Raw genomic sequence first — 25881 nt, forward strand, 5'->3', positions numbered from 1 at the left:
AGAAGCTGTATTGGAAAGAAGAGCTGACAGATAGAGATAGAAAAGCTCAAGCTTTCCCGTTCCGCATCTGATGCTGCCTCCCATTTGCCATTGTTGCATGTGTAGAAGTGACAGGGATTTATCTGGGGGAGTGTCAACGGTAGCGGCGTGTTGATGGCTGGCTGGCCTGCTGCTCTGTTTTATAGATCAGCAGACTATTGGCGACCAGGCGCTCATGACCGTCCGAAGGCGTATTGATGACTGATACCCTGTCCTGCCCCGGCAGGCGCGCGACCATCTCGGCAGAGCCACCACCATCAAAGAGGAGGGCCTGGTAGGCTCCATGCTCTAGCAGGTAACCTGCCATCTGTGAACGCGTCAGGCCGTGGCTGTGGTCTGCTCCCGCCTCGCGCCCATCGAAGACGACGAAGAAGGCGTGCCTGCCATCTCGCGAGATGCCCACGGCGGTCAACGGATTGACGGCGGCGCTATCTCCAAGCTCGCTGGCATTGGGGATCTGCCCGTCTTTGACCAATTGTGGACCCCCACCCAGGGCGTATCGCAGATCACTATCGGGCATAAGCTGCTGGGTGATGTCCAGTGTCTCTCCCTGGTGGATATTGGCCTGGAGCCACCGACCCGACTCACCGCCGCCTACCAGGGCCTGCTGATCGCCCGTAAGCTTGTTTAGCGTTGTCATATTCGTTTGGAGCGAGGTAACAATGTATCGAGAGCCATCAACCGGCTTGAGAAGCGCTACCGTGTATCCACTCACACTCATAGCGCCGAGGCGGGAGGTTACCAGCAGCATGCCGCCATCTCTGGGAATTGCGTAGCGGTTGACCGCGTTGAGGGGGTGACTGACACTGCCAGTGCTGACGGTCCCGCCGAACTGTTCATGATCGATGACCATATTCCCATCGCTATTGATGCCAAAGACGGCGAAATCATTGGCATTGCGTGACGGCGGGGTCGGGCTCTGCCAGAGTTCGCCATCGATCATCACCATATTGATTGGAGCGCTTGTCGTGTTGATCTCGAAGAAGTCGCCATTGATGCCAGCTATCGCCTGCGAGCGGTTCGCCATCGAGCCAACCGTCTCGCCCCGGCTCAACAGTTGATCGTTGGCCTGCACGACCCCCAGGCGTAGATAAGGATCGGAGAGGTCGACATTCAACAGACTGGCATGCTGAGACCCATCAGCCGTACTCAGGGTCTCCGTCGAGATCTGTAACCCCCTGGCCAGAGCCTGGTCAAGCGTTTGCTTTTCGTTTAGCACCAGGGGCCAGTTGGGAGGCGTGTCAGAACGCCATGGATGTGCCACTTTGGCGTATGTCAAAGCCGATTGTCCGGCAAGCAGCATTAGAAGCGCCGCACATAGAAAAAGCTGCGCAGCCACATGCTTGTGTATCAACATATGCTCATTTTCCTTGTAATAAATAATATGCTCTTTATTTAATTTTACAGGGATTGGTAAATAATAAGGCAATATATGCTATATGCACGAATACTAATAATCTTCATGTGTCAATATGGGAGACCTGGAGGTTGGGGGGAAGGGCTGCGAGCGCGGGAGATTAACTTTCTTGAGGAAGTTGAAGCGGGAATCCGAAAGCGGTCACGAGCGCTGGGCTACGAAAGATCGTCACCTCGGCGATCTGCCTCTTCAGTCGCGAACTACCGAGGGTGACGACTTGGACCCCGAAAGCTTGGTAGAGACTCTTCGCTTCGTCAGCTCGATACAAGATAAATGCTGGCTGTGTATTGGCATGCGTCGCTACCATCCGCCACCGGTTCTGCACTCCAAATCTCGCAAGAAGAAAGACGCGAATCGCTTCTCGACCCTGATACCACGAAGGGATCGGTGGCATACTCAATATGGCATCTTCTTTCAGGAGCGCCACGAGCCCGGCGACGTCATCTGTCTCCCATGCTTGCAGATAGCGAGAGAGCAGCGCGTTCGTCTCCGCATCAGCCTGATGAACCCGCACCTGCTCTCGTTTACCGGGATGATAGTTTTTCGCAAGGGTCACACGGGCGCGGTGCAAGGCACTGTTGACGGCTGACACCGAGAGCTCTAGCAAGTGCGCAATCTCGATAGCACGCCAGTCCAGCACATCCGAGAGGATCAAGATGGCCCGCTGGCGGGGTGGGAGCAACTGAAGGGCGGTGAGGAAGGCCAGCGAGACGCTCTCGGATCTGGTATAGCGTGCTTCTGGGTTCTCCGCCTGCTCTTCCACCGATGCCAGCCAACTGTCAGGGAAAGGCTCAAGCCAGAGCGTCTCGGCACTCCTGGGCGCAACTGGAATCAACGGGTCGGAGGCAGGAGAGGCTGCGGTTGGTAGCGTGCGCCGCGAGCGTTTCTTGAGGGCATCGAGGCTAGCGTTGGTCGCAATTGTATAGAGCCAGGTGCGTAGCGAGGCAGAGCCCTTGAAGCTGTCAAAGTGCCGCCAGGCACGCAGCATGGTTTCCTGCACTGCATCCTCGGCATCGTGCAGGGATCCCAGGAGACGGTAACAGTGCAGGTGCAGTTCCCGGCGATAGGGTTCAATCAGGGAGCTGATGTCAGATGGGCTCTGAGTCACCAGACCCGTGACCAGGGCTTCATCCACGCGGTTTGCCTTGCCAGAGAGGCTCTCTCTCTTCCTCTGTTCAGATGTCACACTGCTTCCCTCATCTCTGTCTTGATCCTTCCCTGATCATAAGCGTGATCAGTCAGGGGCGTGTCTGGAACACCACATGCCTGTTCTCGATTCTATCACACATGGATGCTTCCATAGTATGTTTGCAGGATTGTGCCTGCATGTCTTCTCGTAGAAGTCGGCTTCGGCTTTTACGTCACGGACTGATCGACCGACGAAGGCGGGATGTTTGAGGGCAAAGTTCTTTAGCATGGCCCTCCTCTGATCAGCCCGACCTGATTGCTTGGATGATGCAGACGCAGGATAAGTGTCAGATCACCCAACCTTGTCGTGTCGCCTCCGCCTGGATGTCTACTTATGAGACTGGAGTGAAGAGCAAAACTGTGCGGTCTCACCGAGGAGTTTTCTGCATCTGATGATTTCAGTACTCACCCATTGTATCGAAGATCGACCGGTGCGCCTCTCTCTGCTCTCTCCCAGTGTGAGCAAAGCCGCAATTCTCCCCAATCAGGCCGCACAGTTTTGCTCTTCCTCACAGTCTCACCAGTGTCTATCTCGATTGAGAAGCAAGTCATCGCTGCGCGTGCTGCACCAACCTTCCTTTGGTCTGGCGCGAGCCTTTGACCTTCTCTGATGATGATCTTGTCTTAATTACTCCTGTGCTCGACATCCAGGGGGAGTCTTTGTATGAAATTGAAAAGAGGAAATTGATGAAAGAAAAAAGCAAAAAAGCGGCGAGCATCTGGGTTCTGGCGCTCACATCGGTGGCATCATTTATGATCTCGCTCGACGTACAGGTCGTCTCGACTGCGCTTTCCACGATCCGTCTGCACTTGGGGGCCTCCATCGAGGAGCTGGAGTGGACGGTGAACGCTTACATCCTGACGTTCGCGGTACTCCTGTTGACGGGCGCGGCCCTGGGCGACCGCTTTGGGCGTCGGCGCCTGTTCGTTGCAGGCCTCTTGCTGTTCGTGGCAGCCTCGGCAGCCTGTGCGCTCGCACCCACCATCGGCGCCCTGATCACCGCGCGCGCGGTTCAGGGGTGTGGCGCGGCGCTGATGCTGCCGCTGGCCTTGACGCTGCTCTCGGCGGCGTTCGAGCCTGCGCAGCGAGGGCGAGCCCTGGGGATCTTCGGGAGCGTGACCGGGCTGGCCCTCATTGCTGGCCCAGTAGTGGGGGGCGCCATCGCCGGAGGTCTTGCCTGGCGGTGGATTTTCTGGCTCAATGTCCCCATCGGCCTGCTGGTCATTGTCCTCGTGTCTCTTCGCGTCCCGGAGAGCAGGGGCCCACGCACAGTACTCGACCTCGGTGGCTTGCTGCTGGTGAGCGGCGCGGCCCTGGGGTTGGCGTGGGGGCTGGTGCGTGGAAACCGGGCGGGCTGGGGGAGCTTTGAGGTCGTCGCAACGCTCTTGGCCGGGACAGGGCTTGTGGTGGCCTTCGTGGCCTGGGAGCTACGCGTTCACGTGCCGATGGTGTCGATGCGCTTTTTCCGTTCGCGCGCCTTCTCCTCGGGCAACGCGGCGAACTTCTTGCTCTTCGCGTCAATGAACGGTGCCGTGTTCTTTATGGCGCAGTTCTTGCAGACCGCGCAGGGCTACGGGCCCCTTGCTTCCGGGCTGCGCCTGCTCCCCTGGACGGCCACCCTGTTCGTGGTCGCCCCGATCGCAGGGGCCCTGGTCAACCGGGTGGGTGAGCGTGTGCTCATTGTCGTTGGGCTGCTTGCAGAAGCAGCCGGAATGATCTGGATCGCACTGATCGCCAGGCCCGACCTTCCCTACCCTGAACTCGTTGCGCCGCTTATCATTGCTGGCTGTGGTGCCTCGATGGCAATCCCTGCGACCCAAAACGCGGTCATCAACTCGGTCGCAGCTCACGAGATTGGCAAGGCGTCCGGCACGTTCAGCATGCTGCGCCAGCTCAGCGGGGTGTTCGGGGTCGCAATCCTGGCTGCGGTGTTTGCCGGGGTCGGAAGCTTCAGCTCCGCCCAGGCGTTCAGCAACGGCTTCGCCTCTGCGATCAGCGTCGCCTCTGCTCTCGCCCTCATGGGGGCCATCTCTGGCTTGGTGCTGCCTGGCAGGCGCGACAAGGCCTTTGTGCGAACCACCGAGCAAGCGCCCGAAACCAGGGAGCATGAACGAGACAGTCTGCTGGAGCAATCGCCGGTCTTGTAAATCCCAAGGTCGGCGCAACGAAACAGGTGAGAAGATCGATTCTTGCCTGTTTCTCTTTACAAGAAGCCATGGCACAGACGGGAGCCTCCGATCTGTTGTCCTATCTCCTGGTAGCAGGAGAGCGGGAGGCGCGCCACCTGCGCAGCCAGGCCAGACGACATGACAGCGAACGCTATGCCGCTATCCACCTCCAAACTCGCAGAGATGAAGGCCCCTGAAGCGGGTAATGAGCGCTATCGACGTGCCGTGTATACGCTGATGCAATGGAATGAGACGCACCGTCCGTTAGAGCAGAGCGCTGGCATATTACGACCCTCGCTATCCAGAAATTGGTGGGTGGTCGCAAAGAAGCTATCAATGCCTCTCTCGAAACGCATGAGGATGAGATCAAGGCTCATCATGAGCGTTTGGAGATCAAGCCTTCCTTCAACAGGAAGCCCAAACCAATAACGGAGATGACCCACATTGCTGAGGAGCCGACAGCTTTCCCCTGGGGGCAAGCCGAATCCGTTGGGGAGTCATGACATGGTCGGCAAAGAGAGAGAATGGCTCTCGATAGGTGCCTTCGCGTCAAGGCGTTGTTTTCGCTTGTTGTCGTTCATGTCTTTCTCCATTGTTTCCTTTCCCCAGTAGAATTGAGCCTCTCCTAGATCAATCAATCCCAATTGCTCGACGATTTCTTGCAATTCTTGCATGGTCGTCATCTGTTTTCTCTCCTTTCCCCAGTAGAATTGAGCCTCTCCTAGAGCAATCAATCCCAATTACCCAACGATTGCCTGCACATGTTTTTTGTGGTCATGGCCTCTCTCGTTTTATCTCCTCTTGCTGTATACTTATGTTATAGTCCGTTTATGCATTTTTTCTTCTCAGCGATGGTCTTCTTGAGCACCATGGTTGTGGGTCCAGACGTCCCGCTGTATAGCTCGTTCTCTTGTTTCATCAGGAGTCTCCTTTTGGTTCCTCCTTTTCATCTTGATGGTTATGTGCCGCTTTGTTTCGTACGTGTGGTTTCTTTGCCTGCGTTCTTCGTACTGCCGGCGTAAATCGAGCCCGACAAGCGATTGGATCACCTCTTCATAGGTATGCTGGGTTCCGGGAATACATGCATAGACCCCATATTCCAGCTGCGCTTTTTGCAAACGCTGCACTTCTTGACGATCGCTTTCAACAGATCCAAAGGTGTGATAACGGCAGGGGAGAGGTTCCATATCTTTGATCTTCCTCTGTCTTCTTTAACGGCCCATCTCTTTTATGATGGAAATCTGCCATGCTACGAACGACGCTGAGTACTTTTTTTCTTCAGTTTTCTAGACCACGCCGGACTCCTCGTCGGGGACAGTCCAAGCCAGCTTGAACTGTCCAGCCATCTTGTGCTTCTACTTCGCACGGCTGTCCCAGTGTTGCTGTACCTGGCGATAGAAGGCGACTGGATCGGTGGCAAGTGGTTTTCCTCCATATCTTTGTAGGAGGCCTGTCAAATGCCCTATTCAGGACGAAGAGAAGCGTCGCTTGTGTATTTTTCAGATGAGTTTTCTAAAAGAAGATCAGTCGTAGCTTGTAGCTTGTGAGAGAAGCATAGTCTAGAAAGAGAGCCCTTTCAAGGGTCATTTTTACAAACATGATGGAGCCATTTCGTGGAGATTTCCTTTTCAGCCATGTCGAAAAGACAACACACACTTCAAAATACAGCAGACATCACGCTCAACCGCGCATTAACGATGCCATTGCACCGCCAGTTGTACGACCGACTACGCCATGCTATCCTCAGTGGTCAATTACAGCTAGGCCAACGCCTCCCATCAACACGGGTTCTCGCGAGTGAGTTAGGTATTTCTCGTAATACAGCAAGTAATGCCTACGAACAACTCTGTGCTGAAGGATATCTTGAGAGGAAGGTTGGCCAAGGGACCAGGGTGGCATGTGACCTTCCTGAGACCTTTTTCATTCCAAGAGCAGCTCCCCAGAAGAAAACAGCTCCTGACGAGAGCATACACGCTCCCTTCTCCTTGTCTCACCTGGGAGAGGATTTAACGCGCCAGGCACCTGTACGTTCTCCGCTGACCCATCCTCGACCGAATGCTCCACGCGCTTTTCGCGAGGGCGTCCCTGATCTGCGCGCATTTCCCTTTCAGCAGTGGAGCCAGGTTGCTGCCCACTGCGCACGATCGACGCTCAGAAGCGTGGCCGATTATCAGGAGGTTGTAGGTTACTATCCATTGCGCGAAGCGATCGCTTCTCATGTGAGCATCACACGAGGCGTGCATTGCCAGGCAGAGCAAGTTCTTCTTGTGCCAGGCGCGCAATCAGCGTTAGATATGGCAGCTCGCCTCCTCCTCAATCCAGGGGAGCTTGCCTGGATTGAAGATCCAGGATATCCAGGAGCGCAACAAGCCCTACGTAATGCTGGCGCACAACTGGCTCCTATCCCCGTGACGTCAGAAGGGATGAATGTCGAAGTAGGACAAAAGCTCTACCCACAAGCTCGCCTGGCCTATGTCACTCCATCTCATCAATTTCCTTCGAGTGTCACCATGAATCTGTCGCAACGCGTTGCCCTCCTCCAATGGGCGAACCAGGCCAATGCCTGGATTCTCGAAGATGACTATGACAGTGATTACCGCTTTAGTGGTCGACCGCTCGATGCATTACAGGGACTCGATACCGCTCAGCGAGTAATCTACATTGGAACATTCAGCAAAGTTCTTTTTCCAGCATTACGCATAGGGTATCTGATCGTGCCGCTTCAGCTTATATCACCTTTTGCCAATCTGTGCAGTTGTACGCACACCCATGTGCCTATTCTTGAGCAGCTGATCCTGGAAGCGTTTATCGCCAAAGGGTATTTTCTGCATCACATCCGGCATATGCGAGAGATCTATGCGGCCAGAAGAGCCATACTCATCGAATTGCTTCAGCGGGAACTTGGAGACCTGGTGGAAGTACAGCCGCCTCAGGCAGGCTTGCATCTTCTGTGCTGGTTACCACCAGAAATAGATGACCAGCGGATGTCACAACGGGCAGGAGCACGTGGACTCGAAGTAGTGCCTCTTTCCAAGTTGGCGCTGGGTTTACCTCAACGAGGCGGTCTCGTTCTCGGCTATGGGGCAGTGAATGAGCAGGAGATTCAGGCTGGCGTTCATCAACTGGCACACGTGCTTCACTCATAAAATGGCCCCATGTTGTCGCTAAGATGGTGAGGTAGCCAATTGGCAGAAAATGCTAAGGTGGTAGAGAGAGAAGACGGGCCCATCGACCTCCTGGGGAAAGGAGCAGAAAAAAGCATGCTCTCTCAGCATACTTTTTTCTGGTGAAAAAGAGGCGAGGAAGCATGTTGATCAGCTTAAGGCGAGTGAGCAGTACGCTTGCTAGGCTTTCGGCAGCGGAACGAGGATTTGAGCAAGATGGGAGAAGTTTTTTTCTTTCTCTGCCAGTAGAATAGATGTACTTGCAAATTGCAAGAAGATCTATTCTCCCCATCAGTCATCCTGAATGCAAGAGGGAGATGAAAGAAGGAAACACCTATGAATACATCTGATCAGCACAATTTCATCACAGACAGCGACACCTCTGCGCTGCCTGTGGTGGTCGACCGGGCCACCTGGCAGGCGGAACTGGACACGCTGCTGGTTCGGGAAAAGGCGCACACCCGCCAAGGGGATGAGATCGCGGCAGCTCGAAGGCTTCTGCCGATGGTGGAGGTGGACCCCACCATCACGCTGATCGGTCCGCACGGACCGGTCACGCTGCTGGAGGTCTTCGAGGGTCGCCGACAGCTGATCACCTACTTTCACATGTGGCACACCGGTCAACCCTCCGGGGCCCAGTGTGAGGGCTGCACCTTCTTCAATGGCCATGTTCGCGAGCTGTCCTACCTGCATTCTCGCGACGTCACTTATACCACGTTCTGCCAAGGTCCGTACGAGGAGAGCGTTCGTTATCGCGACTTCATGGGGTGGGACGTCCCGTGGTACTCGGCGCAAGACTCCGCCGACGCCCTGCTCGCCGGGCGCTGGTTCGGCATGCTGGTGTGCTACCTGCGGCACGGCGACCGCGTGTTCGAAACCTACTGGACCAGCGGCCGCGGCGTGGAGGCGATGGCCCCCAGCTACGGGCTGTTGGACATGACCGTGTACGGCCGGCAGGAAACCTGGGAAGACTCGCCCACTGGCTGGCCGCAACGGTGGGAAAACGCCGGCGAACAGTTCCGCACGGACGGACGTCCCACTGCCCAATGGTCCCGGCTTGCGGCTGGACGCTCTGACGACCTGGGCACCAAGGCCACCGCCACCGCCCCACACGACTGCCAAAACCAGCCGTGAGCCTTTTGATCAGCATCGACGCGGCGGTGGCGTGCAGCGTGGCGGCCAACTCATGGTGATTGTGCTCGGTGTCGATGTCGTGCCGGGAGTCGACACCGCAGGAGCGCTGCCGGCTGGTGCGGATGGTGGCTAGTGCAGGTTCAAGTGATCATCTGTGCGAGATGGTCAATCTGTTGACAGCCAAAGGAGAAAGAAAACAGTTTTGACATAGGCACTCAATTGTGTTAAAATGTGCTTATTCGGAATATATATGACATTCGGGCGTTTGGGAAACTTATTGGCAAGTCCACCAAAACGCTGCAAAAATGGGACCGCGAAGGTAAGTTGGTTGCCCATCGTTCCCCACAATCGAATAGGCGCTATTACACTCATGACCAGTACCTTGAGTATCGTGGGTTAAAAGCACCGGAGCAGGGACTTACCATTGCATATTCGCGTGTGTCTGGGATTGCCCAAAAACCTGATTTAGCCAACCAAACAAAAGCGTTAGAAGCCTATTGTCATCAACATTCACTCAAGGTCGATGAATGGATGTCGGATATCGGCAGTGGGCTTAACTACAAACGCCAGCAATTCAATCGCCTCATGGAGATGGTTGAACTTGGTCAGGTACGACGTATTGTTCTTGCTCATCGAGATCGCTTGGTTCGCTTTGGGTATGAATACTTTGAAGCCTTTTGCGAACGACACCACACCGAACTTCTCGTCATCAATGGTGAAAATCTTTCCCCTGAGCAAGAATTGGTACGCGACCTCATTGCCATAGTGACGGTCTTCTCTGCCAGGTTACATGGCCTGCGTTCCTACAAGAAAGCGATTAAAGATGCTGCTTTGCAAAAAAATCAGAATTGACGTGTCTGAGCAAGATGCCGCAACCCTTGAATTCATGCAGGGCAAGTGTCGCGGGCTGTACAACTGGTGGGTTATGAAGCTCAGAGACGGCGAGAAGTGGGATCTCTACGAGGCCAAGAAGAGCTTGCAAGAAAGTAAGCAGCATGATTCTGAACTGGTTCAGGTGTATGGCAAATTGCTTCAAGAGGTATACTTTCGCCTTCATGGAGCCATGAAAGCCTTCTTTCGTCGGGTCAAAGCAGGGGAAACGCCCGGATTCCCACGGGTACGCCCTCGGCACTGCTTTTTTACGCTTTGCTATCCTGCCATGTATCTCGAAATTGAGGGCGATAAGCTCATTTTGCCCACCGGAGGCAAGGGCAAAAACAAACAATACCCCAATATCGTTACACGTCTGACAGAAACACCACCGGAACACTTTCGAGAAGTGGCTATTAGTCGCGATGGCAGAGGGAACTACTTTGCTTCATTTGTAAGAGAGCGGGACGAAAAACAGCATGAGACAGATGGAGCGGTTGCCTTTGACCTTGGCGTCAAGACACTGGCAACAGGCGTCAACGAACAGGGGAGAATCTATACCATTGGTGGCTTCAAAGGCGCACGCTGGTACAATAAACAACTGGACAAAATTCGATCCAAACGTGACAAATGTAAGAAAAAGTCACGCCGGTACCTCCATCTGAGCAAAGTCTACAAGCGCGTTTCGCAGAAGAAACGCAAGAAACAACAGGATAGCTTGCATAAAGCATCCCACCTGATAAGCCACAAACTGGTTGAAAGAACCGTTGTGGTTGGAGACCTTTCCCAACGGCAGATGGTCACAAAACAGCATGTCGAGCGCAATAAGCATCTCAATAGAGCGGTCTATAACGAGTGGGGGCTGTACGCCTTCATTCAAATGCTGATCTACAAATGCCAGTTGTACGGGAAAGAGCTTCACTTTTTAGATGAGCGCAGCACCTCTAAGCAGTGTAGTGGCTGTGGCAATCTACAAGCCATGCCATTGTGGAAGAGAACCTATTGTTGCGTCGAATGTGGACTCGTCATGGATCGAGATGAGAATAGTGCTCATAACATCCTGGCGAGGTTCTTTGCTCGGCGAGAGCCACACGCTCAGGCTCGTCCTGAGTGCGGTGTGCTGCATGCGACCCAAAGCGGCGTAGATGTCACGAGGGCATCCTGTGAGGGGCAAGTGCAGCAATTGAATCTATTTGAGAGTGCGTGAGCACTTTTGAGTAGGTTTAGAATGGCAGCCACAAATATGGTTTATCCTCTGCGATAAAGAGTCTCCTTGCCTCAGGAAAGAAATTGACCGTTCCTTTTCCAGGGGGCTATCACTTCAGGTGACGACTCCCCACGGCTACAAGCCGGGGGCTTCTGGAATGACGCGGCTGTGTCGTCCCACAGCCTTTAAACCTTCATCTAAAATATTTTTGCTGCCATTGTGATCGCGATCGATCACGAGTCCACAGTTGGGACATTCGTAGATCCGTACAGAGAGCGGCATCTCTTGCACATGCCCGCAGCAGGAACATCGCTGACTGGTGTAGGCTGGGTTGACTTTGACCACTGTGCGGCCAGCTTCTTCCGCTTTGCTGCACAGAAACGCAAAGAACTGCGACCACGCTGCATCTGCGATGGATGCGGACAGTTTCGGATTCTTGACCATGTTGCGCACGATCAGCGCCTCTACGGCGATCAGGTTGCAGGTGTTGACAATCTTGCGCGAGTGCTGGTGCGCAAAGTTCTTGCGGCGATGCTTTGTCCGTTCGTGGACGCGTGCCACGCGTTTCTTGAGCTTCTTTCGTTCTTGCGATTGTTTCGGGGCTTTGTCTCGCTTGCGTTGTGCCTTCGCCAGGTTCTTTTCTTCTTGCCTGAAGAAGCGTGGATTCTCAAGAGACGTGCCATCGGAGAGATAGGCAAAGGTTTTGAGCCCGACATCGATGCCGACTTCTTTGTCTGATTGAGGGACGTTTCCCTTTGGCACATCTTCACACGAGATCGAGACAAACCATTTGCCTGTAGGCGTCCGCTTCACAATCGCTGTTTTTGGCGTTCCGGCGAGGGGCCGATGCATCACCATTTTCACCTGGCCCAATTTGGCGAGCACGAGCGTTCCCCGGTTCTTTTGAGCGCTCGCTGCAACGTCGAAACTATTGCCGTATTGCTTGAACGTCATGCTATCATAGCGAACATGAGACTTGTATCTGGGATAGCCTGGCTTCTCTCCACTCGCACATCTCTGGAAAAATCGATCAAAGGCAAGATCCACGCGTTTGACCGCATCTTGGAGAACTTGGGAAGGCACCTCAGCCAGATCGGGACGCATGTGTCTGCACTCGGGCAATTCGGCGCACTGATGGGAAAAGCCGATCGATTTCCCCGCCATTCTATAGGCATCCCGGCGTTCTTGCAAGGCGGCGTTGTACGTCTCACACAGCAGTTGTAGCCAGTGGGTGAGGGTCGTCTCTTGCTTTTTTGTCGGATAGATCCGGTAGTGAAATGTCTTGTGAGACATGGTTTTGTTGCTCAATAGACTGCTTGATGACGCTCAAGGAAGCACCACCTGATGTGCTGACACAAGAGGAATTCGTCCACAACGTGGGCAATGCTCGCTTGAGTTGCGGGAACTCCTGTCGCAAGCATCGAGAGGAACGATCTGTGATGCGTTTCACCAGCCGATGGATCCCAAACAGGAGGTCCATATTGACCCGCGAGATGCACATGATCTGGCATCACCTCTCGCTCTGCTTGAAGCTCTTCGCAGACCTGGCAAATGATCTGCTTGAAGCAGGTTTCGATGGTCCCGACAAGCAGTGTGCGTCGATAGTTGGGACACCAGACCACATGAGAATGGCACGCAAAAACCACGTTCCGATTGCTTCGATGCTCTTGAACATGAGTTCCAGTGTACAGCACTTTTGTATCTCCTGTCAAGAGGAGAATACCCCAACGCGTTGCTCTTCTTCCCCTCTCCAAAAAGGAACGCGTCTTTCATCCCCATGGCTGAAGCCAGGGGCTTTCAGACGCGGTTATGGGTAAGAAGATCAGCTTGTTCGCAGCCAAAGTAGTCACACACCCGTTGCCGAAGCTCCGCCGCCGTCAAAAGCCGAGCAGGTTCGACGATCGCTCGCTTGCCGTGAACCCACTCTGGCTCAATGCGGTTGAGCCACGGACTTTTGATCGGGAGCCAGCATGGGATAAGATGTACTCCGGGTTGACCTGCGTGAGCTTGTTGCTGGACCAGGTAATTGTGCTCACGAAGCCAGGTTTTGACCCGTTTGCTCACATGCCAGGAAGCGTTATCCCAAATGAGGAGCAGCACGCGTTTTCCCTGCGCATGGACTTGCCCACTCTAGAAAATCGGTGGTCACCTGGCTCACGGGGCGTCCTGGCACGAAACACAGGCGCATGCGACCGCTCTCTGCCGAGAGCATCCCGTAACACGCCAGCGCTTTGGGATCGGGATCGTTCTTGTCTATCGCGAGTTCTTGTGCACTTCATGACCGCTTGCGTAGCATTGGGCCAAGCTAGGAAAAAAGCGGGAAGAGCGAGACAATGAGCACAGCAAAATTGAGATAGGAATATGTGTTTTGGCTTGCTCATACTGCTACAAGCGGGAAGTAATCAGCGCTATAAGAGGTTATATAGGCCTCTGAGGTGCAGCGGAACGAAAATGCACGTTTGAGAGAAAGTGACCTTAGCAGAAATCGAATTTCAGCGTTGTAGAGAGCATTAGCAGAAATAATCTCTGGCATTTGCCAGAGATTATTTCTGCTAATGGATCTTTGAAGAAAAGAGGAAGTGCTCTCTCATGCTCAAAATTTCCTTAACGTGCAAAACCGTTCATTATTCCTCAGAGGCCTTCTTACTTCAGGAGCATTGGGAATAATGTGTTGCGTACCTGGTAAAATAGATACTAATCGAAGAGAGCAGGTACGAATCATGGCAAGCAAGCGCAAACAGTACACCTCGGAGTTTTACGTTTAAGGTGGTGATGGAAAGCTTCCAGCGAGACACCACCATTGAGGCAGGGTGCCGAAAATTCGATGTACCCGGTTTTGTCCTGAGTCGATGGCGGCAGGAATTTCGGCAGAATGGTCCAGGAGCCTTTGAGGGCAAGAAGAAGCAGCAAAGCCCTCCGGCTCCTGGAGAATCGCCCGAAGAACTCAAAAAGATCATTGGCGAGTTGACGGTGCAGAACGAACTGCTAAAAAAATCCCGCGGTCTGTTGGGCAATTGAGCGCACATCAAAAGGCGGAACTGGCTCGCCAGATCTGTGTGCGCCGCGCCGTCCGATCAACAAGAGTCAGCTGGCCCGTACGCTGGGCATTGCTCGCAGTAGCCTCTACGTGTAGCCAAAGCGGCCCAGGATGGACAAAGTTCTGGCTGTGCGCATCGAGGCATTGCATGAAGTCGATGACACGATGGGGCACCGCAAGCTCGCTGTGATGCTTGCGACCGGGAAAAACCGAGTCAAACGCGTGATGCGCAAGTACGGCATCGCAGCTCGACGGCAGCGCCCGAGGATCCTGTGGTGAGCTGTTCCTACCAGCGACTCACCTTCCCCTGATCCTGGTCAAGGAGCCATGCCCATTTCTGCCACGGATCAACCTGTAACGCTCTGCGCCAACACATACAAATCAGCCTCTTCTTACACGCGATACACTGGTAGAAGCGGGGGCTCTTAACGGAGAGTAGAAGTCTTCTATCAAAGGTTTTTTGTTCGGGAGAGTTAGACAGGAGAGCATAATGATACTTTCTTCCCCCAAAAAGAGTTTATGCTTCATTATTATAAGCCTGACCATCTCAATAATACTTCTGACAGGTTTACCTCTAACTGCATTTGCTTATTCGAAGCGCACAGCAGCATGGTATCCACAGAATAATCAATATAGCAGCGGAAACGATGATGGTATTAATAGTAATAACAATTACTATTATGGCTCTTTTCAGGGAAATGATGGCAACTCGGGCTACAACTGGGGCAACAACCAGGATAACTCCGGCAATAGTGGCAACCAAGTGATCAATCAGGGGCACTGACAGAAAAGCCCCTCTAAATTCCGCTAAGGGATTGGTAGGCAGTTATTGTGGAGAGCCACAGGTAAACCTATAAATCTATAGGTGTGAATGATATTGAACACGGGCGAGTGCATTCCAACCCGTTCCCATTTTGGTCCCATTTCAGGGCATTTCCAACCTCGCCGTCACCATTTGAGCGCCGGGGAATATCGTGCCATTTTACAGGATCGTTTTCTGGTGTGGAACGAGGTAACCAGAGGAAATCAAGCAGCATACTTCCCATTCGCCCCCATTCGCGTCTTGCTCTCCAGCTTTTCCCTCCTTCTAACTCGACAATACACTGCGCTCCGACGAATAAGTTGACAATATCTCCCCTTGACAGGGGTACTTCATCGGTACGCGTAAAAATCGCTTCTGGCGATACATTTTATGCGTATCCTGGGCCTCCCTCTCGTTGGGACATTTATCCCGATTGAGTGTTCTCCATAGGACAAATAGCCCGCAAGAATTGGGTCGTTGTCCCATGACAAGGCAATAGCCTCTCCAGTACCATTGAAGTATCGATATGAAAAACGTTTCACCTGTGAATGTCGCACCGGCTCTTGCACCCGGCGCGGCTCTCGCAGGCATGCGGCAGAGCGTGTCTGCATACCAATGGGAAGCAGGAAAAACCTGCAAGGAGGCTATCACCGATGTCATCAACTTCTTTAAAGCGTTTGAGCGGGCTGAGCCTGCTCACTGGCAGCGTTATCGTGATCGTCGGCATTGTGCCGGGATTTTTTGTAGACTCCGGCCCGGCTGATACGCTCAGCGTTGCCACTGCCCTGATCCGCCTGATTGGCGCGATGCTGGTAGTGCTGGGTCTGCCCGGCGTTTCTCTTGGAGGCAACCAGAGAATTGGAGTTCTGGGGCTGATCGGATCTGTTTGCACGTCGCTCTTTTTCCTCATGGCCCTGGCCACGGAGCCCATCTTCGCCTTTGTCTTTCCCTACCTGGCTGTCAAAGACCCGTCGCTCGTGAGCGGTCCGCCCCCGGCTCCACTGTTCATCTTCTTTACGATTGACGGCCTGATGTTGCTCATAGGTGGCGTCCTGCTGGGCATCGCCATTCTGCGCTCCGCCGTCCCACCTCGCTGGTCTGGCCTGGTGCTCATCATCGGCGCTCTGGTCAGTTTCGCCGGTGGCTTCCTCCAGGGCCCCATCGGTGATCTGGGCACAGTGATCGTCTTGATCGGACTGATCTGGCTGACCATTGGTCTGTGGCCGAAGCAGGCCGATACCTCGGTCAGTGCTGCCGTTTACCAGCGAGCGTAAGAGGATAAATATGACTCAACCATCATCGAGCCAGGTCCTGCCTTCAAGGCAGCCTGGCACAACGATATCACATTTGCAGGGCAGGCCGCTCCTGGTTGCCAGAATCTTCTGGCTGCTCCTGGTTGCTGCGTCGCTGATCACTTTTGCCGCGAGCATCCCGGACGCTTTCGCTGCCGCCCATATCATCTGTCCCTCCGCTGCCGAATGCAGCAGCAGCGGTCTCACGCTGAACCAGGCGCGCCAGCTCGCACACCTGGGCCTCTCTCTCGATTTTTATGCCTATCTGGGTGTCGGGCTCTCGATTTTCCTTGAGGTGGTCTATGTTACAATCGGCGTGATAATCTTCTGGCTCAAAGCTGATGACTGGATGGCGCTCTTAGGTTCCTTGACGCTGGTGACCTTTGGTTCGGTCTTTCGCGGCTTCAATCCGGACCCCTCGGCCTCTCTGTTTCTCTATGTTCTGGCCCTCGTGATGGCCTTCTTCGGCAATTGTTGCATCGGTCTCTTTTTCTACCTGTTTCCCAGCGGAGCATTTGCTCCGCGTTGGGTACGCTGGCTCGCACTGATCTGGGGAGTCTACTGGGCTATCAAAACTCTGATTCTGGGTACGGTTCTCGCCAACTCTGGCCTGGATTTTGTCTTCTTTCTTGGCCTGCTGCTAAGCGTAGTAGCCACGCAAATCTATCGCTACCGGCGCGTCTCAACACCTGAGCAGCGCCGGCAAACGAAATGGGTGGTCTTTGGCCTCTCCCTGGCTCTGCTGGGCTTTCTTTCGTTGATAATCGTGGCATCGGTGATCCCGCTGCCGATCATTCCTGACCTGATCGGGAGTAGCCTGCTCTACGTCTTTCTCTCGCTTATCCCACTCTCTATCGGCGTTGCCATCATGCGTTCGCGCCTGTGGGACATCGATGTTATTATCAATCGCGCACTGGTCTACGGTATTCTGACCATCTCTCTGGCGCTGATTTATGGCGGCAGTATCTTCGCCTTGCAGGCCATCTTGCAAATCTTTCTCAGCGGGAACCAGTTTGCCATTGTCGGCTCTACCCTGTTGATCGCGCTCCTCTTCCAGCCTCTGCGCCGACGTATCCAGGCGCTGATTGATCGCCGCTTCTATCGCCGCAAGTACGACGCGGCCAGGACGCTGGAGACGTTTAGCACTACCCTGCAAAGCGAGGTCGATCTAAATCAGTTGAGCGAGCATCTGGTAACCGTAATCGAGGAGACTATGCAACCTGAATGCATCTCTCTCTGGCTCTGTAAAATCGATCCAAAAAGAACACCTGATACGAATATGTAGCCCTGACACTATACATGCAGCCCATCTTTGGGTAGAATGAAGAGCAAACAATCGCCTCGTTGAATCGATTTCCAGCAAAGGCGGGTAGGCAACATGAATCTGGACCAAGCTCATACGCAGTCAGGCGCGCCTCAACGCGCGCAGAGTCAGGCTGAGGCGCGCCTGCGAGGAGGCTGGCTGATCCTGGCCAGGACGCTCTGGCTGGTCGTGCTCGCACTGTCTGTCGGCCTCTTCATCTCCAGCATCCCTTTCATCTTCGCCGATGCCCACGTCGTCTGTTCCGCCGCCGATTGTAGCAACAATAGCAGCCTTACCGCGGTCCAGGCGCGCGAATTGCAAAACCTGGGCCTCTCTCTCGATTTTTATGCCTATCTGGGCGTCGCGTGGTCGATCTTTCTTGAATGTATCTATATTGCTGTCGGTGTGGTGATCTTCTGGCGCCGGTCCGACGATTGGATAGCGCTCTTAGGCTCCCTGTCTCTGGTGACCTTTGGCGCGATCTTCCGCGGCTTCAACCCGGAGCCATCGCTTTCGCTGGTTCTCTACATTCTCTCGCTCGTGATGGCGTTCTTCGGCAACTGCTGTATTGGCCTCTTTTTCTACCTGTTCCCCTCGGGACATTTCGCACCGCGTTGGGTGTTCTGGATTGCGCTGGCCTGGGTGCTGTACTGGGCCGTCAAAAATCTGATTCTGGGTATGATCACCACGAATTCCGGCCCCGACTTCGTGATCTTTCTTTGCCTACTCCTGAGCATGGTCGTTACCCAAGTGTATCGCTATCGGCGCGTCTCCACCTTTGAGCAGCGCCGGCAAACGAAGTGGGTCGTCTTCGGTCTCTCCCTGGCCCTGCTGGGCTTTCTCTCGTTGATGATCGTGGCATCGGTGATCCTGCTGCCGATCATTCCCGACCTGATTGGGAGTAGCCTGCTCTACGTCTTTCTCTCGCTTATCCCGCTCTCCATCGGCGTTGCCATCCTGCGTTCGCATCTGTGGGATATCGATATCATCATCAAACGCGCACTAATCTATGGCGCACTCACTGCCTTCGTGGTCGCCCTCTATGTCCTGGTCGTTGTCGGGCTTGGCGCATTGCTGCAAGCCAGCGGCAACCTGCTTATCTCGCTGCTGGCGACCGGCTTGGTCGCGGTCCTCTTTCAGCCGCTGCGCGAACGTCTCCAGCAGGTCGTCAATCGCCTGCTGTATGGGGAACGCACCGATCCGTACAAAGTTATTTCGCGCCTGGGAAGCCGCCTGGAAGCGGCGCTGGCCCCCGAAACAGTTCTGCCAACAATTGTGGAGACAGTTGCCCAGGCGCTCAAGTTGCCCTATGTCGCGATCGCCTTGAAAGAGGGGAGCGAACTCTTGACCACAGCATCCTATGGCGAACTGAGAGAGAAGCCTCTTTCTCTGTCGCTTACCTACCAAAGTGAGCAGATTGGCGAACTCATTCTCGCGCCTCGTGGACCGGCCGAACCATTCTCAGCCGCTGATCGCCAGTTGTTGAATGACCTGGCGCGCCAAGCGGGCATCGCCGCGCACGCCATTCGCCTCACCACCGACCTCCAGCTCCTGACCGGCGATTTACAGCAATCTCGCACGCAACTTGTAACGGCTCGTGAAGAGGAACGCCGTCGCCTACGCCGCGATCTTCACGATGGGCTTGGTCCCGCCCTCGCCACGATCACGCTCCAGGCCGAAGCGGCCCGCGATGCCATCTCAACGGAACCTGACCAGGCCGTATTCCTGCTGGAAGGCCTGATCAATCAGGCCCAGACGGCCATTAGCGATATCCGCCGCCTGGTCTATGATCTGCGCCCTCCAGCTCTCGATGACCTCGGCCTGATCGCCGCTGTGCGTGCTCAGATCATGCACTACGAGCATACCGGCCTGCGTGTGACTATCGACGCGCCTTCGCGCCTGCCGGAGCTTTCAGCCGCGGTCGAGGTCGCGGCCTATCGGATTATTCAGGAAGCGCTCACCAACGTCATGCGCCATGCGGGCGCTCGCTCGTGCCTGATCCAGCTGGACTGTGACGACGCGCTCAACCTGGCGATCAGGGACGATGGGCGCGGCCTGCCCGCCGAGCCCTCGCTGGGCGTAGGCATCCGCTCTATGCGCGAGCGAGCTGCTGAGCTGGGCGGCTCTTGCAGCGTGGAGAACGTGCCATCGGGTGGAACCCGTGTAAACGTGGTTCTGCCACTTGAAACAAAACAGCAGGAGTAATCGAGTTATGGAGCCAATTCGCGTACTGATTGCCGATGATCACGCACCCTTTCGCGAAGGGTTGCGCGCGCTCTTGCGCTCGGAAGGCGACATCGAAACTGTTGGCGAGGCCGCTACAGGCAGAGAGGCCATTGCCAGGGTTGCAGACCTGCAGCCTGACGTTATTTTGATGGACCTGCATATGCCCGATGGCAACGGCATCGAGGCAACACACTCCATCCTTGCTTCCAGCCCGCATATCAGCATCCTCGTGTTGAGCATGTTTGAAGACGATGACTCCGTTTTCGCCGCTCTGCAGGCTGGCGCGCGTGGCTACCTTCTCAAAGGCGCGCTCAAGGCCGAAATCCTGCGCGCCATTCGCGGCGTGAGCCAGGGAGAGGCTATCTTCGGGCCTACCATCGCCAAACGCCTGATGTCCTACTTTGCCACGCTCAAACCTTCCGCACCCCTGCCCGCGCCCCCTGCCCAGGCTTTCCCTGAACTGACCGAACGCGAACAAGAGATCCTCGCCTTGATTGCTCAGCACCTTACCAACAGCGAGATCGCAGAGCGCCTCGTGCTCAGCCCCAAAACTGTACGCAATCACGTCTCTAATATCTTCAGCAAACTCCAGGTTGCCACGCGCGCCCAGGCTATTATCCGCGCTCGAGAAGCTGGTTGGGGGACATAGGCAAGAGAGACTCCCAAAAATCACTTTAACGGTATCATAACATTTTTCAAACAATACCAGGAGCGTATTGTTTTTTGAGGTGGGTGGAGAGTCAAGAACCCCGGCATGAATGCCTATCACGGTGTTGGCATTGCAAGAGGCGACGAGTGTGTCGCGATAACGACAAAGCTGGAGCCATTCCATCGATAGATTCTCGTGGTTCACAGGCTGGGACTGCTGAGGGGGTCTTGCAGTTTATAGCCGTAGCCGGAGAGTTGCTGCGTTCCGTTGGTGATCCTGACTTGCTGAACATCGAACCAGGGCCTTCCTGCTGCGGGGAGCGTTGCAAGGAGGGAGGGATGTTGCGCTGTGCCCGAATAGACGAAGACCTGAGCAGGGGCTGCGTCAGCCGCCGTGCACTGGAACAGGATCACCGCTTCTGGCTGACCATGGCCCGTGAGATCGCCAAAAACCGTTTTGCGGATGTAGTAGTGAACATGGTTCAGCTCTGCACTGCCATTTCTGATTCTGACGGCAATCGGATGATCCGAATAGCAGGGAAAGGTATAGGTAAAATTGTTCCAATCGACCTGCTCTAACGAGGCAGGCGATGTTGAGGTGGGTGCGAAGGGAACGCGCAGGGCTGCCGCAAGCTGCGAGGAACGAAAGGGTAAGGAGCATAAGAACAGCAATCAAAACGATGCGCAAACATGATCAAACGTGCGCTTGTTGCACACATTCGTATGCGTTGACAGAGAGACGATAGTATCGTATGATACACCCATCAAATAAGAAAGAATGTTCTACATCAGGGCATCTTCTGTTTCTGGCAAGAGAAGATGTTTTCCGCCTTTCGGGGTGGTGTTGAAAGAGAAGGGGTTTCATGCTCCTCTGCAAAAAGATCAAGCTTGACCTTAGCGAGCAAGACACGGCCACCCTTGAGTTCATGCAAGGCAAATGCAGAGGCCTCTACAATTGGTGGGTCATGAGGCTCAGAGACGGAGAGACGTGGCGCTTCAACGCCTGCAAGAAAACGCTGGCCGAGAGTCGTGCCTATGATCCTGAACTCAATCAGGTGTATGGCAAGTTGCTTGCCGAAGTCTACTATCGCCTGGATGCAGCCATGAAAGCCTTCTTTCGTCGGGTCGCCAATGGGGAAACCCCAGGCTTTCCCCGCGTGCGACCTCGCCATGGCTTCTTTACCCTGTGTTATCCGGCGATGTATCTCACGCGTGAGGGAAACACGCTCATCTTGCCCACAGGAGGCAAGGGCAAGCACAAACGCTTTCCTGCCATCCGTGCCGCACTCACGGAACTGCCTCCCGAAGGCTTTGGAGAGGTGGCCATCAGTCGCGATGGCAGGGGCAACTACTACGCCTCTTTCAGCTACCGACAGCCCGAGCAAGCCAAACGCGATGGTGACACCGTGGCTTTCGATCTGGGCATCAAGACGCTGGCAACTGGGGTCACGCAAGAGGGTCGGATCTATCACATCGGTGGGTTCAAAGGCTCGCGTTGGTACAACAAACAGTTGGATCGGCTTCGCTCGAAACGCGGCACGTGCAAGAAGAAGTCGCGTCGGTATATCCACTTGAGCAAGGTGTACAAGCGCGTGTCGCAGAAGAAGCGCAACAAACAGCGCGATAGCCTGCACAAGGCGTCGCATCTCATCGCACGGCGATTGGTTGAGAGAACTGTCGTCGTGGGGGATCTCTCTCAACGGCAAATGGTCATGAAAGAGCATCAGGAGCGCAACAGGGCGCTCAATCGGGCAGTCTATAACGACTGGGGCTTGTCTGCCTTTGTCCAGATGCTCACCTACAAATGCCAGCTGTATGGGAAAGAGCTTCAGTTCGTAGATGAGCGCAACACGTCCAAGCAGTGTAGTGGCTGTGGAAATCTGCACGCCATGCCCCTGTGGAAAAGAACGTATCAGTGCGCGGAATGTGGACTCAGCATGGATCGAGACGACAATAGCGCCGTCAACATCTTGATGAGGTTCCTTGCCCGGCGAGGGCCACACACTCGGCTTACCGAGTGCGGTGTGCTGCAGGCGACCCAAAGCGGCGTAGATGCCATGGAGGCATCCTGTGAGGGGCACGTGCAGCAATTGAGCCTGTTCGATGGTGTGTAAGCACCTTTGAGTAGGTTTAGAATGGCAGACCAGTAGCAAGGAAGAAAAGAAATCTCGCTCTGAGCATCGTTTCGGCCTTTCTACCGGGGAATCACGGTCAACCCCAAGGAAATGAACGTTTCCGCTCCTTTGTGCTCTACTTGGGATCAATAGAGAGTCCCGATGTTCTGTCTCGCACCAATAAAGGATAAAATGAACTGATCTGTAGAGCTCAAATCGGACCCTCCTTCCATTTCCAGCATAGTCCGCGCTTCAGTCATATCCTTAGTCCTCCCGTGATATTTCATTGGTGAAGCGAAGCGGCGGAGGCGCCTCCGCCGCTTCGCTTCACCAAAACCGGCTGCATTGGCGACGCGACGTCACCTTGCGCGAAGATCATTCCTAGAGCTTCGGTCAAGAATTCAAGCTGCATCCTGAAGATCGGCTTGAAGCGACTGGGAGCGGGCCAGGACGTGCAGATTGTGGACAACGGCACACCTGCGTAAATCGAAGAGGTTCTTGCGCAGTCCGCGATACCGAGCGCGCCGTCCTTGCCATCGACCAACATGAGCAAGCGTATGCTCAACCGCGACCCGTTCGCGCAGTTGGGCTCGTCCTTGCGGAGTTTGTTGGCGCTCTCGTAACTCGATGAGCAAGGCTTCATCAGGGTGGATGCTGACACTGCGGCCCTTGGAGCTGGTGGTGCATTGGGCTTTCAGAGGGCACTCCGTACAAGCCTCTTTGGGAAAATGGACCACGCCACCAGGAACAAAGGGCATTTCCCTCTTGGCGGGACACTGGATGATCTGTCGTTCCCAATCCAGGGTGAAGGCTTGCTTGTGGAAGCGCTTGCCCTGGCGAATTGGCCAAGCTTTGCAATAGATTTCCAGGTCGCCGCCGCGCTCACGAACCAGATGGCTGCTCAAATACGCCCGGTCGATATGCAGTTCCTTCAAGGAAGCCGCCTGTTGAGCCAAATCTTCACTGATGGCTTCGGTCACGCTGGCTTCGGGCACATTCGCTGAAGTAATACCCACTGCGCGGATGAGGCCGGTGTCCAGATCGTGGAGTACGTGCCGCTTGTACCCATCCACGCGCACACTGCGGCTTTTGCGTCCGTGACGCATCTCGGAGTCTTCGACGCTGATACGTCGATCTTTCGCCACGCCTTTGATCAGGTTCGCACGCCCTTCCTCATCGACTCGCACATCCTGCTCCTTCACCTGCCGGGCGATTTCTAGAGATGGTTCTACCACTTCCATCTCATCTTGAGGCAGGGTCTGCACCCAGCTTTCTACCGCCTGCAACACGTTCAAAACCAAGCTTAATGTTTCTTCTCGCTGTCCAGGTTGATCCCAATCGCGATCGAGCGCCGCCTTCAAGCTTGATCCACAGATCACTTCTGCTCCAGCCTCTTGTCCCACTTCAACCAGTTCCCTCTCCTGCTGATCGGCCACCAGACGCAAGACCTTTTTGAGTGCATGGCCGACCAAATTGTACGTATCTTCGACTCGTCCCGCTCCCCACAACGGACTGCTATCCAATGCCGCACGTAAGGCTCGTGATCCGAACTCCTGATTTTGACTGGCAAGCTTGATGGTTCGCTCAATGAGTCGTCGATCCATCTGGGCGTTGATGAGGCGCTTCCGAAAAGCGACGAACGTTCCTTTGCTGAATGGTGCGTGATCAGTGTCCAAACAGTCGAGCACCAATTGCCACCGTCGATCCATCAACGTTGCCTCAATGACCTCATCATCAGAAACACCCGTGTAGGCTTGCACAATGACTGCCAGCGCCAGTTGTGCTGGAGCAATGGGTGGCTGACCTCGTTTACTCGCCTGGTACAAACTCGCCAATTCCTGTTGGAACGCCTCCCCCAGAAGTTCGTGCCGATGGGCGCGAAGAAATACAAACAATTTTGCTCGTCGTATCCGTTTCACGATCTGCTCCTCTTGTTCGGAAAGCTCCACTGGAGGTTGCCATAGCGATGGCTGCATCCAATTCTCCCTGATTCATATAATTACCTTCAAGGCTGTACCTCAACTGCTGATTCATGGTTTCTCTCCTCTTGCTTGGCCTCCCCCTGCTTTGAGGATCGATCGAATGGGAAATGAGTGACTCAATCGCGAACCGACCAGGAGAGCGGGCCGGAGGGTGTTCCTTCATCGATCCGCTGCTCTTGGTCGCCATGTTATCGTGTGGCTTGAAACGTCGTTGTCTGGGGGGAAGTCTCTCCAGAGATGGCCTGCCTGCGGAGTCGGTAACGCTTCTCCATTGCCTGCACCAGAGCCATCGCTCCAATTCCCACCAGCAGATGAGCAATTCGGATCAGCCAATGCAGGTTTCCCGTCAGGATCAGCGTTTGTGTCATCCCAAAGGCTGGCATCAGGAGCGCGTAACTGATACCTCCCACACCCAGCAAGCTGTTCCTGTGGGTCCACACAGTTATCCCTCCAAGGATGAGCAGGCCGATGGCTCCAATGGTGCCAAACAATTCGTGAATATTCGGAAAATCGATCCGGACTAGGAGAACCAGAAGCCAGCTCCACGAAAAGAGCAGAGCGATCCAGTAGAACAAGCCCAGCCCCATCGTAACCATCAAGGCTATCCGAGCCATCAATGAAATGAGACGTACCGTTTTCATAACATTCTCCTCGGATTACAACACCCTTCGCAGGACGAAGCGTTGATACAGGGCAAACGGCAGGAAGCCTGTGCGTAGCAACTGGTGCTCAAGCAGTGTTCCGACGAAAGATGTGAGGGCCTGAGCTTTCTCTACCTCCTGCCTTTTGACAAAGCGAAAATCGTAGATCCAGAGTTTTCCGCCTGGTCGCAACACGCGATAGAGTTCTTGCAACGGTTGCTCCAGATCATGCCAGTGGTGCATGCTGATGGTTGAGACAATCAGGTCAAACGAACGATCTGGATAGGGCAGATGCACAACATCACCGATGTCGAATTGGACCCGTTCTTCTAGTTGTTCACGTCTAGCATGCTCGCGCGCCAGGTGAATCATGTTCTCCGAAAGATCAATCCCATACACCTCAAGCTGCGGAAAATGGTGCGCGATCTTCCTGACTAACGTTCCCGGCCCCGTTCCCACGTCCAGTACTCTTCCCGCACCAGGCTGAAGCGTATGGAGATCTTCGATGACTCGTTGATACAGTCGCCTGGTCAGTCGTACCATCGTCAGGTCATAAATATGACTGCCTTTACCCGTAAACAAAAAATTGAAGTGCGAGAGGTGTCTGGCCTTTGCCTGTCCTCTCATTCTGTGGCTGTGCATATGTTT

At 54.5% G+C, this 25881-nt stretch carries 25 protein-coding genes and 1 pseudogene; 15 read left to right on the forward strand and 11 right to left on the reverse strand.

Annotated features, from left to right (window positions below):
• Positions 1-133 precede the first annotated feature (133 nt).
• Positions 134-1396 carry a phosphodiester glycosidase family protein gene (locus KTE_RS22640; protein WP_201384894.1) on the reverse strand — a complete coding sequence of 421 codons (1263 nt, stop codon included), beginning with the start codon at positions 1394-1396 and terminating at the stop codon, positions 134-136.
• 160 nt (positions 1397-1556) lie between these two features.
• Entirely contained in the window at positions 1557-2642 is a 1086-nt protein-coding gene (locus KTE_RS22645; RefSeq protein WP_201384896.1) for a sigma-70 family RNA polymerase sigma factor, read from the reverse strand.
• A 394-nt stretch (positions 2643-3036) separates the two neighbouring features.
• Here KTE_RS22645 and KTE_RS22650 point away from each other — a divergent pair, with 394 nt between their 5' ends.
• The 3 genes from KTE_RS22650 to KTE_RS22660 all read left to right on the forward strand — a co-directional run bounded on the left by KTE_RS22650 (position 3037) and on the right by KTE_RS22660 (position 5010).
• Complete coding sequence (locus KTE_RS22650; RefSeq protein ID WP_201384898.1) at positions 3037-3255, forward strand: hypothetical protein; 219 nt, start codon at positions 3037-3039, stop codon at positions 3253-3255.
• A 76-nt stretch (positions 3256-3331) separates the two neighbouring features.
• Entirely contained in the window at positions 3332-4792 is a 1461-nt protein-coding gene (locus tag KTE_RS22655) for a DHA2 family efflux MFS transporter permease subunit (protein ID WP_374226821.1), read from the forward strand.
• Between the two features lie 68 nt (positions 4793-4860).
• Entirely contained in the window at positions 4861-5010 is a 150-nt protein-coding gene (locus KTE_RS22660; protein WP_201384903.1) for a hypothetical protein, read from the forward strand.
• Between the two features lie 300 nt (positions 5011-5310).
• Here KTE_RS22660 and KTE_RS22665 read toward each other — a convergent pair whose 3' ends face one another.
• Together KTE_RS22665 and KTE_RS22670 are read right to left on the reverse strand one after the other, a co-directional pair.
• The gene (locus KTE_RS22665; RefSeq protein WP_201384905.1) at positions 5311-5496 is read right to left on the reverse strand and encodes a hypothetical protein; all 186 of its coding nucleotides are present in this window, start codon (positions 5494-5496) and stop codon (positions 5311-5313) included.
• Positions 5497-5658: 162 nt separating this feature from the next.
• Positions 5659-6000, reverse strand: coding sequence for a hypothetical protein (locus tag KTE_RS22670; protein ID WP_201384907.1), 342 nt, complete (start codon positions 5998-6000; stop codon positions 5659-5661).
• Positions 6001-6426: 426 nt separating this feature from the next.
• On the opposite strand from KTE_RS22670, the gene KTE_RS22675 reads away from it, so the two are divergent.
• From KTE_RS22675 to KTE_RS22690, 4 genes are all read left to right on the forward strand, one after another.
• Positions 6427-7959 carry a PLP-dependent aminotransferase family protein gene (locus KTE_RS22675; protein ID WP_236600525.1) on the forward strand — a complete coding sequence of 511 codons (1533 nt, stop codon included), beginning with the start codon at positions 6427-6429 and terminating at the stop codon, positions 7957-7959.
• Between the two features lie 354 nt (positions 7960-8313).
• Positions 8314-9111 carry a DUF899 family protein gene (locus tag KTE_RS22680; protein WP_201384909.1) on the forward strand — a complete coding sequence of 266 codons (798 nt, stop codon included), beginning with the start codon at positions 8314-8316 and terminating at the stop codon, positions 9109-9111.
• A gap of 237 nt (positions 9112-9348) precedes the next feature.
• Positions 9349-9963, forward strand: coding sequence for an IS607 family transposase (locus KTE_RS22685; protein WP_201387182.1), 615 nt, complete (start codon positions 9349-9351; stop codon positions 9961-9963).
• Positions 9935-11188 carry an RNA-guided endonuclease TnpB family protein gene (locus KTE_RS22690; RefSeq protein ID WP_201384911.1) on the forward strand — a complete coding sequence of 418 codons (1254 nt, stop codon included), beginning with the start codon at positions 9935-9937 and terminating at the stop codon, positions 11186-11188. Before KTE_RS22685 ends, KTE_RS22690 begins: the two co-directional genes overlap by 29 nt.
• A gap of 135 nt (positions 11189-11323) precedes the next feature.
• Here the strand turns inward: KTE_RS22690 and KTE_RS22695 are convergent, their stop codons facing one another.
• The 3 genes and pseudogenes from KTE_RS22695 to KTE_RS22705 form a co-directional block, all read right to left on the reverse strand.
• On the reverse strand, positions 11324-12481 hold the full coding sequence (locus KTE_RS22695; RefSeq protein WP_201384913.1) for an RNA-guided endonuclease TnpB family protein: 1158 nt from the start codon (positions 12479-12481) through the stop codon (positions 11324-11326).
• Positions 12482-12485: 4 nt separating this feature from the next.
• Positions 12486-12879, reverse strand: a pseudogene (tnpA, locus tag KTE_RS22700) (IS200/IS605 family transposase); the annotation flags it as partial.
• A gap of 106 nt (positions 12880-12985) precedes the next feature.
• Positions 12986-13288 (reverse strand): transposase, encoded by a 303-nt coding sequence (locus KTE_RS22705; RefSeq protein WP_236600526.1) that lies wholly within the window; start codon positions 13286-13288, stop codon positions 12986-12988.
• Positions 13289-13954: 666 nt separating this feature from the next.
• On the opposite strand from KTE_RS22705, the gene KTE_RS22710 reads away from it, so the two are divergent.
• The 7 genes from KTE_RS22710 (at position 13955) to KTE_RS22740 (ending at position 20497) form a co-directional block, all read left to right on the forward strand.
• A complete protein-coding gene (locus tag KTE_RS22710) occupies positions 13955-14206 on the forward strand; it encodes a transposase (protein ID WP_255552927.1) in 252 nt (83 codons plus the stop codon).
• Between the two features lie 130 nt (positions 14207-14336).
• Complete coding sequence (locus tag KTE_RS22715) at positions 14337-14504, forward strand: hypothetical protein (protein WP_201384917.1); 168 nt, start codon at positions 14337-14339, stop codon at positions 14502-14504.
• A 211-nt stretch (positions 14505-14715) separates the two neighbouring features.
• Positions 14716-15009 carry a hypothetical protein gene (locus KTE_RS22720; RefSeq protein ID WP_201384919.1) on the forward strand — a complete coding sequence of 98 codons (294 nt, stop codon included), beginning with the start codon at positions 14716-14718 and terminating at the stop codon, positions 15007-15009.
• A gap of 671 nt (positions 15010-15680) precedes the next feature.
• Positions 15681-16301 (forward strand): hypothetical protein, encoded by a 621-nt coding sequence (locus tag KTE_RS22725; protein WP_236600527.1) that lies wholly within the window; start codon positions 15681-15683, stop codon positions 16299-16301.
• Between the two features lie 10 nt (positions 16302-16311).
• Positions 16312-17604, forward strand: a complete 1293-nt coding sequence (locus tag KTE_RS22730) for a hypothetical protein (RefSeq protein WP_201384921.1) — start codon at positions 16312-16314, stop codon at positions 17602-17604.
• A gap of 93 nt (positions 17605-17697) precedes the next feature.
• Positions 17698-19827, forward strand: a complete 2130-nt coding sequence (locus tag KTE_RS22735; RefSeq protein WP_201384923.1) for a GAF domain-containing sensor histidine kinase — start codon at positions 17698-17700, stop codon at positions 19825-19827.
• Between the two features lie 7 nt (positions 19828-19834).
• Entirely contained in the window at positions 19835-20497 is a 663-nt protein-coding gene (locus KTE_RS22740; protein ID WP_201384925.1) for a response regulator transcription factor, read from the forward strand.
• 200 nt (positions 20498-20697) lie between these two features.
• Here KTE_RS22740 and KTE_RS22745 read toward each other — a convergent pair whose 3' ends face one another.
• Positions 20698-21168 carry a hypothetical protein gene (locus KTE_RS22745; RefSeq protein ID WP_201384927.1) on the reverse strand — a complete coding sequence of 157 codons (471 nt, stop codon included), beginning with the start codon at positions 21166-21168 and terminating at the stop codon, positions 20698-20700.
• A gap of 191 nt (positions 21169-21359) precedes the next feature.
• Between KTE_RS22745 and KTE_RS22750 the strand changes: the two genes are divergently transcribed.
• Positions 21360-22610, forward strand: coding sequence for an RNA-guided endonuclease TnpB family protein (locus KTE_RS22750; protein WP_201384929.1), 1251 nt, complete (start codon positions 21360-21362; stop codon positions 22608-22610).
• Positions 22611-23011: 401 nt separating this feature from the next.
• On the opposite strand, the gene KTE_RS22755 is transcribed toward KTE_RS22750, so the two are convergent.
• The 3 genes from KTE_RS22755 to KTE_RS22765 all read right to left on the reverse strand — a co-directional run bounded on the left by KTE_RS22755 (position 23012) and on the right by KTE_RS22765 (position 25875).
• Positions 23012-24586 carry an IS1182 family transposase gene (locus tag KTE_RS22755; RefSeq protein ID WP_201384930.1) on the reverse strand — a complete coding sequence of 525 codons (1575 nt, stop codon included), beginning with the start codon at positions 24584-24586 and terminating at the stop codon, positions 23012-23014.
• Positions 24587-24780: 194 nt separating this feature from the next.
• On the reverse strand, positions 24781-25233 hold the full coding sequence (locus tag KTE_RS22760; RefSeq protein WP_201384932.1) for a hypothetical protein: 453 nt from the start codon (positions 25231-25233) through the stop codon (positions 24781-24783).
• Positions 25234-25248: 15 nt separating this feature from the next.
• A complete protein-coding gene (locus KTE_RS22765; protein ID WP_201384934.1) occupies positions 25249-25875 on the reverse strand; it encodes a class I SAM-dependent methyltransferase in 627 nt (208 codons plus the stop codon).
• Positions 25876-25881 lie beyond the last annotated feature (6 nt).

Source organism: Ktedonobacter sp. SOSP1-85 (assembly GCF_016587415.1).
Taxonomy (GTDB): domain Bacteria; phylum Chloroflexota; class Ktedonobacteria; order Ktedonobacterales; family Ktedonobacteraceae; genus Ktedonobacter.

Coding starts and splice junctions, on each gene's coding strand:
- KTE_RS22640 (WP_201384894.1), bottom strand. CDS start 1,396: ATGTTGATACACAAGCATGTGGCTGCGCAGCTTTTTCTATGTGCGGCG.
- KTE_RS22650 (WP_201384898.1), top strand. CDS start 3,037: ATGATTTCAGTACTCACCCATTGTATCGAAGATCGACCGGTGCGCCTC.
- KTE_RS22655 (WP_374226821.1), top strand. CDS start 3,332: ATGAAAGAAAAAAGCAAAAAAGCGGCGAGCATCTGGGTTCTGGCGCTC.
- KTE_RS22660 (WP_201384903.1), top strand. CDS start 4,861: ATGGCACAGACGGGAGCCTCCGATCTGTTGTCCTATCTCCTGGTAGCA.
- KTE_RS22665 (WP_201384905.1), bottom strand. CDS start 5,496: ATGACGACCATGCAAGAATTGCAAGAAATCGTCGAGCAATTGGGATTG.
- KTE_RS22670 (WP_201384907.1), bottom strand. CDS start 6,000: ATGGAACCTCTCCCCTGCCGTTATCACACCTTTGGATCTGTTGAAAGC.
- KTE_RS22680 (WP_201384909.1), top strand. CDS start 8,314: ATGAATACATCTGATCAGCACAATTTCATCACAGACAGCGACACCTCT.
- KTE_RS22690 (WP_201384911.1), top strand. CDS start 9,935: ATGCTGCTTTGCAAAAAAATCAGAATTGACGTGTCTGAGCAAGATGCC.
- KTE_RS22695 (WP_201384913.1), bottom strand. CDS start 12,481: ATGTCTCACAAGACATTTCACTACCGGATCTATCCGACAAAAAAGCAA.
- KTE_RS22715 (WP_201384917.1), top strand. CDS start 14,337: ATGGACAAAGTTCTGGCTGTGCGCATCGAGGCATTGCATGAAGTCGAT.
- KTE_RS22720 (WP_201384919.1), top strand. CDS start 14,716: ATGATACTTTCTTCCCCCAAAAAGAGTTTATGCTTCATTATTATAAGC.
- KTE_RS22725 (WP_236600527.1), top strand. CDS start 15,681: ATGTCATCAACTTCTTTAAAGCGTTTGAGCGGGCTGAGCCTGCTCACT.
- KTE_RS22730 (WP_201384921.1), top strand. CDS start 16,312: ATGACTCAACCATCATCGAGCCAGGTCCTGCCTTCAAGGCAGCCTGGC.
- KTE_RS22735 (WP_201384923.1), top strand. CDS start 17,698: ATGAATCTGGACCAAGCTCATACGCAGTCAGGCGCGCCTCAACGCGCG.
- KTE_RS22740 (WP_201384925.1), top strand. CDS start 19,835: ATGGAGCCAATTCGCGTACTGATTGCCGATGATCACGCACCCTTTCGC.
- KTE_RS22750 (WP_201384929.1), top strand. CDS start 21,360: ATGCTCCTCTGCAAAAAGATCAAGCTTGACCTTAGCGAGCAAGACACG.
- KTE_RS22755 (WP_201384930.1), bottom strand. CDS start 24,586: ATGCAGCCATCGCTATGGCAACCTCCAGTGGAGCTTTCCGAACAAGAG.
- KTE_RS22760 (WP_201384932.1), bottom strand. CDS start 25,233: ATGAAAACGGTACGTCTCATTTCATTGATGGCTCGGATAGCCTTGATG.
- KTE_RS22765 (WP_201384934.1), bottom strand. CDS start 25,875: ATGCACAGCCACAGAATGAGAGGACAGGCAAAGGCCAGACACCTCTCG.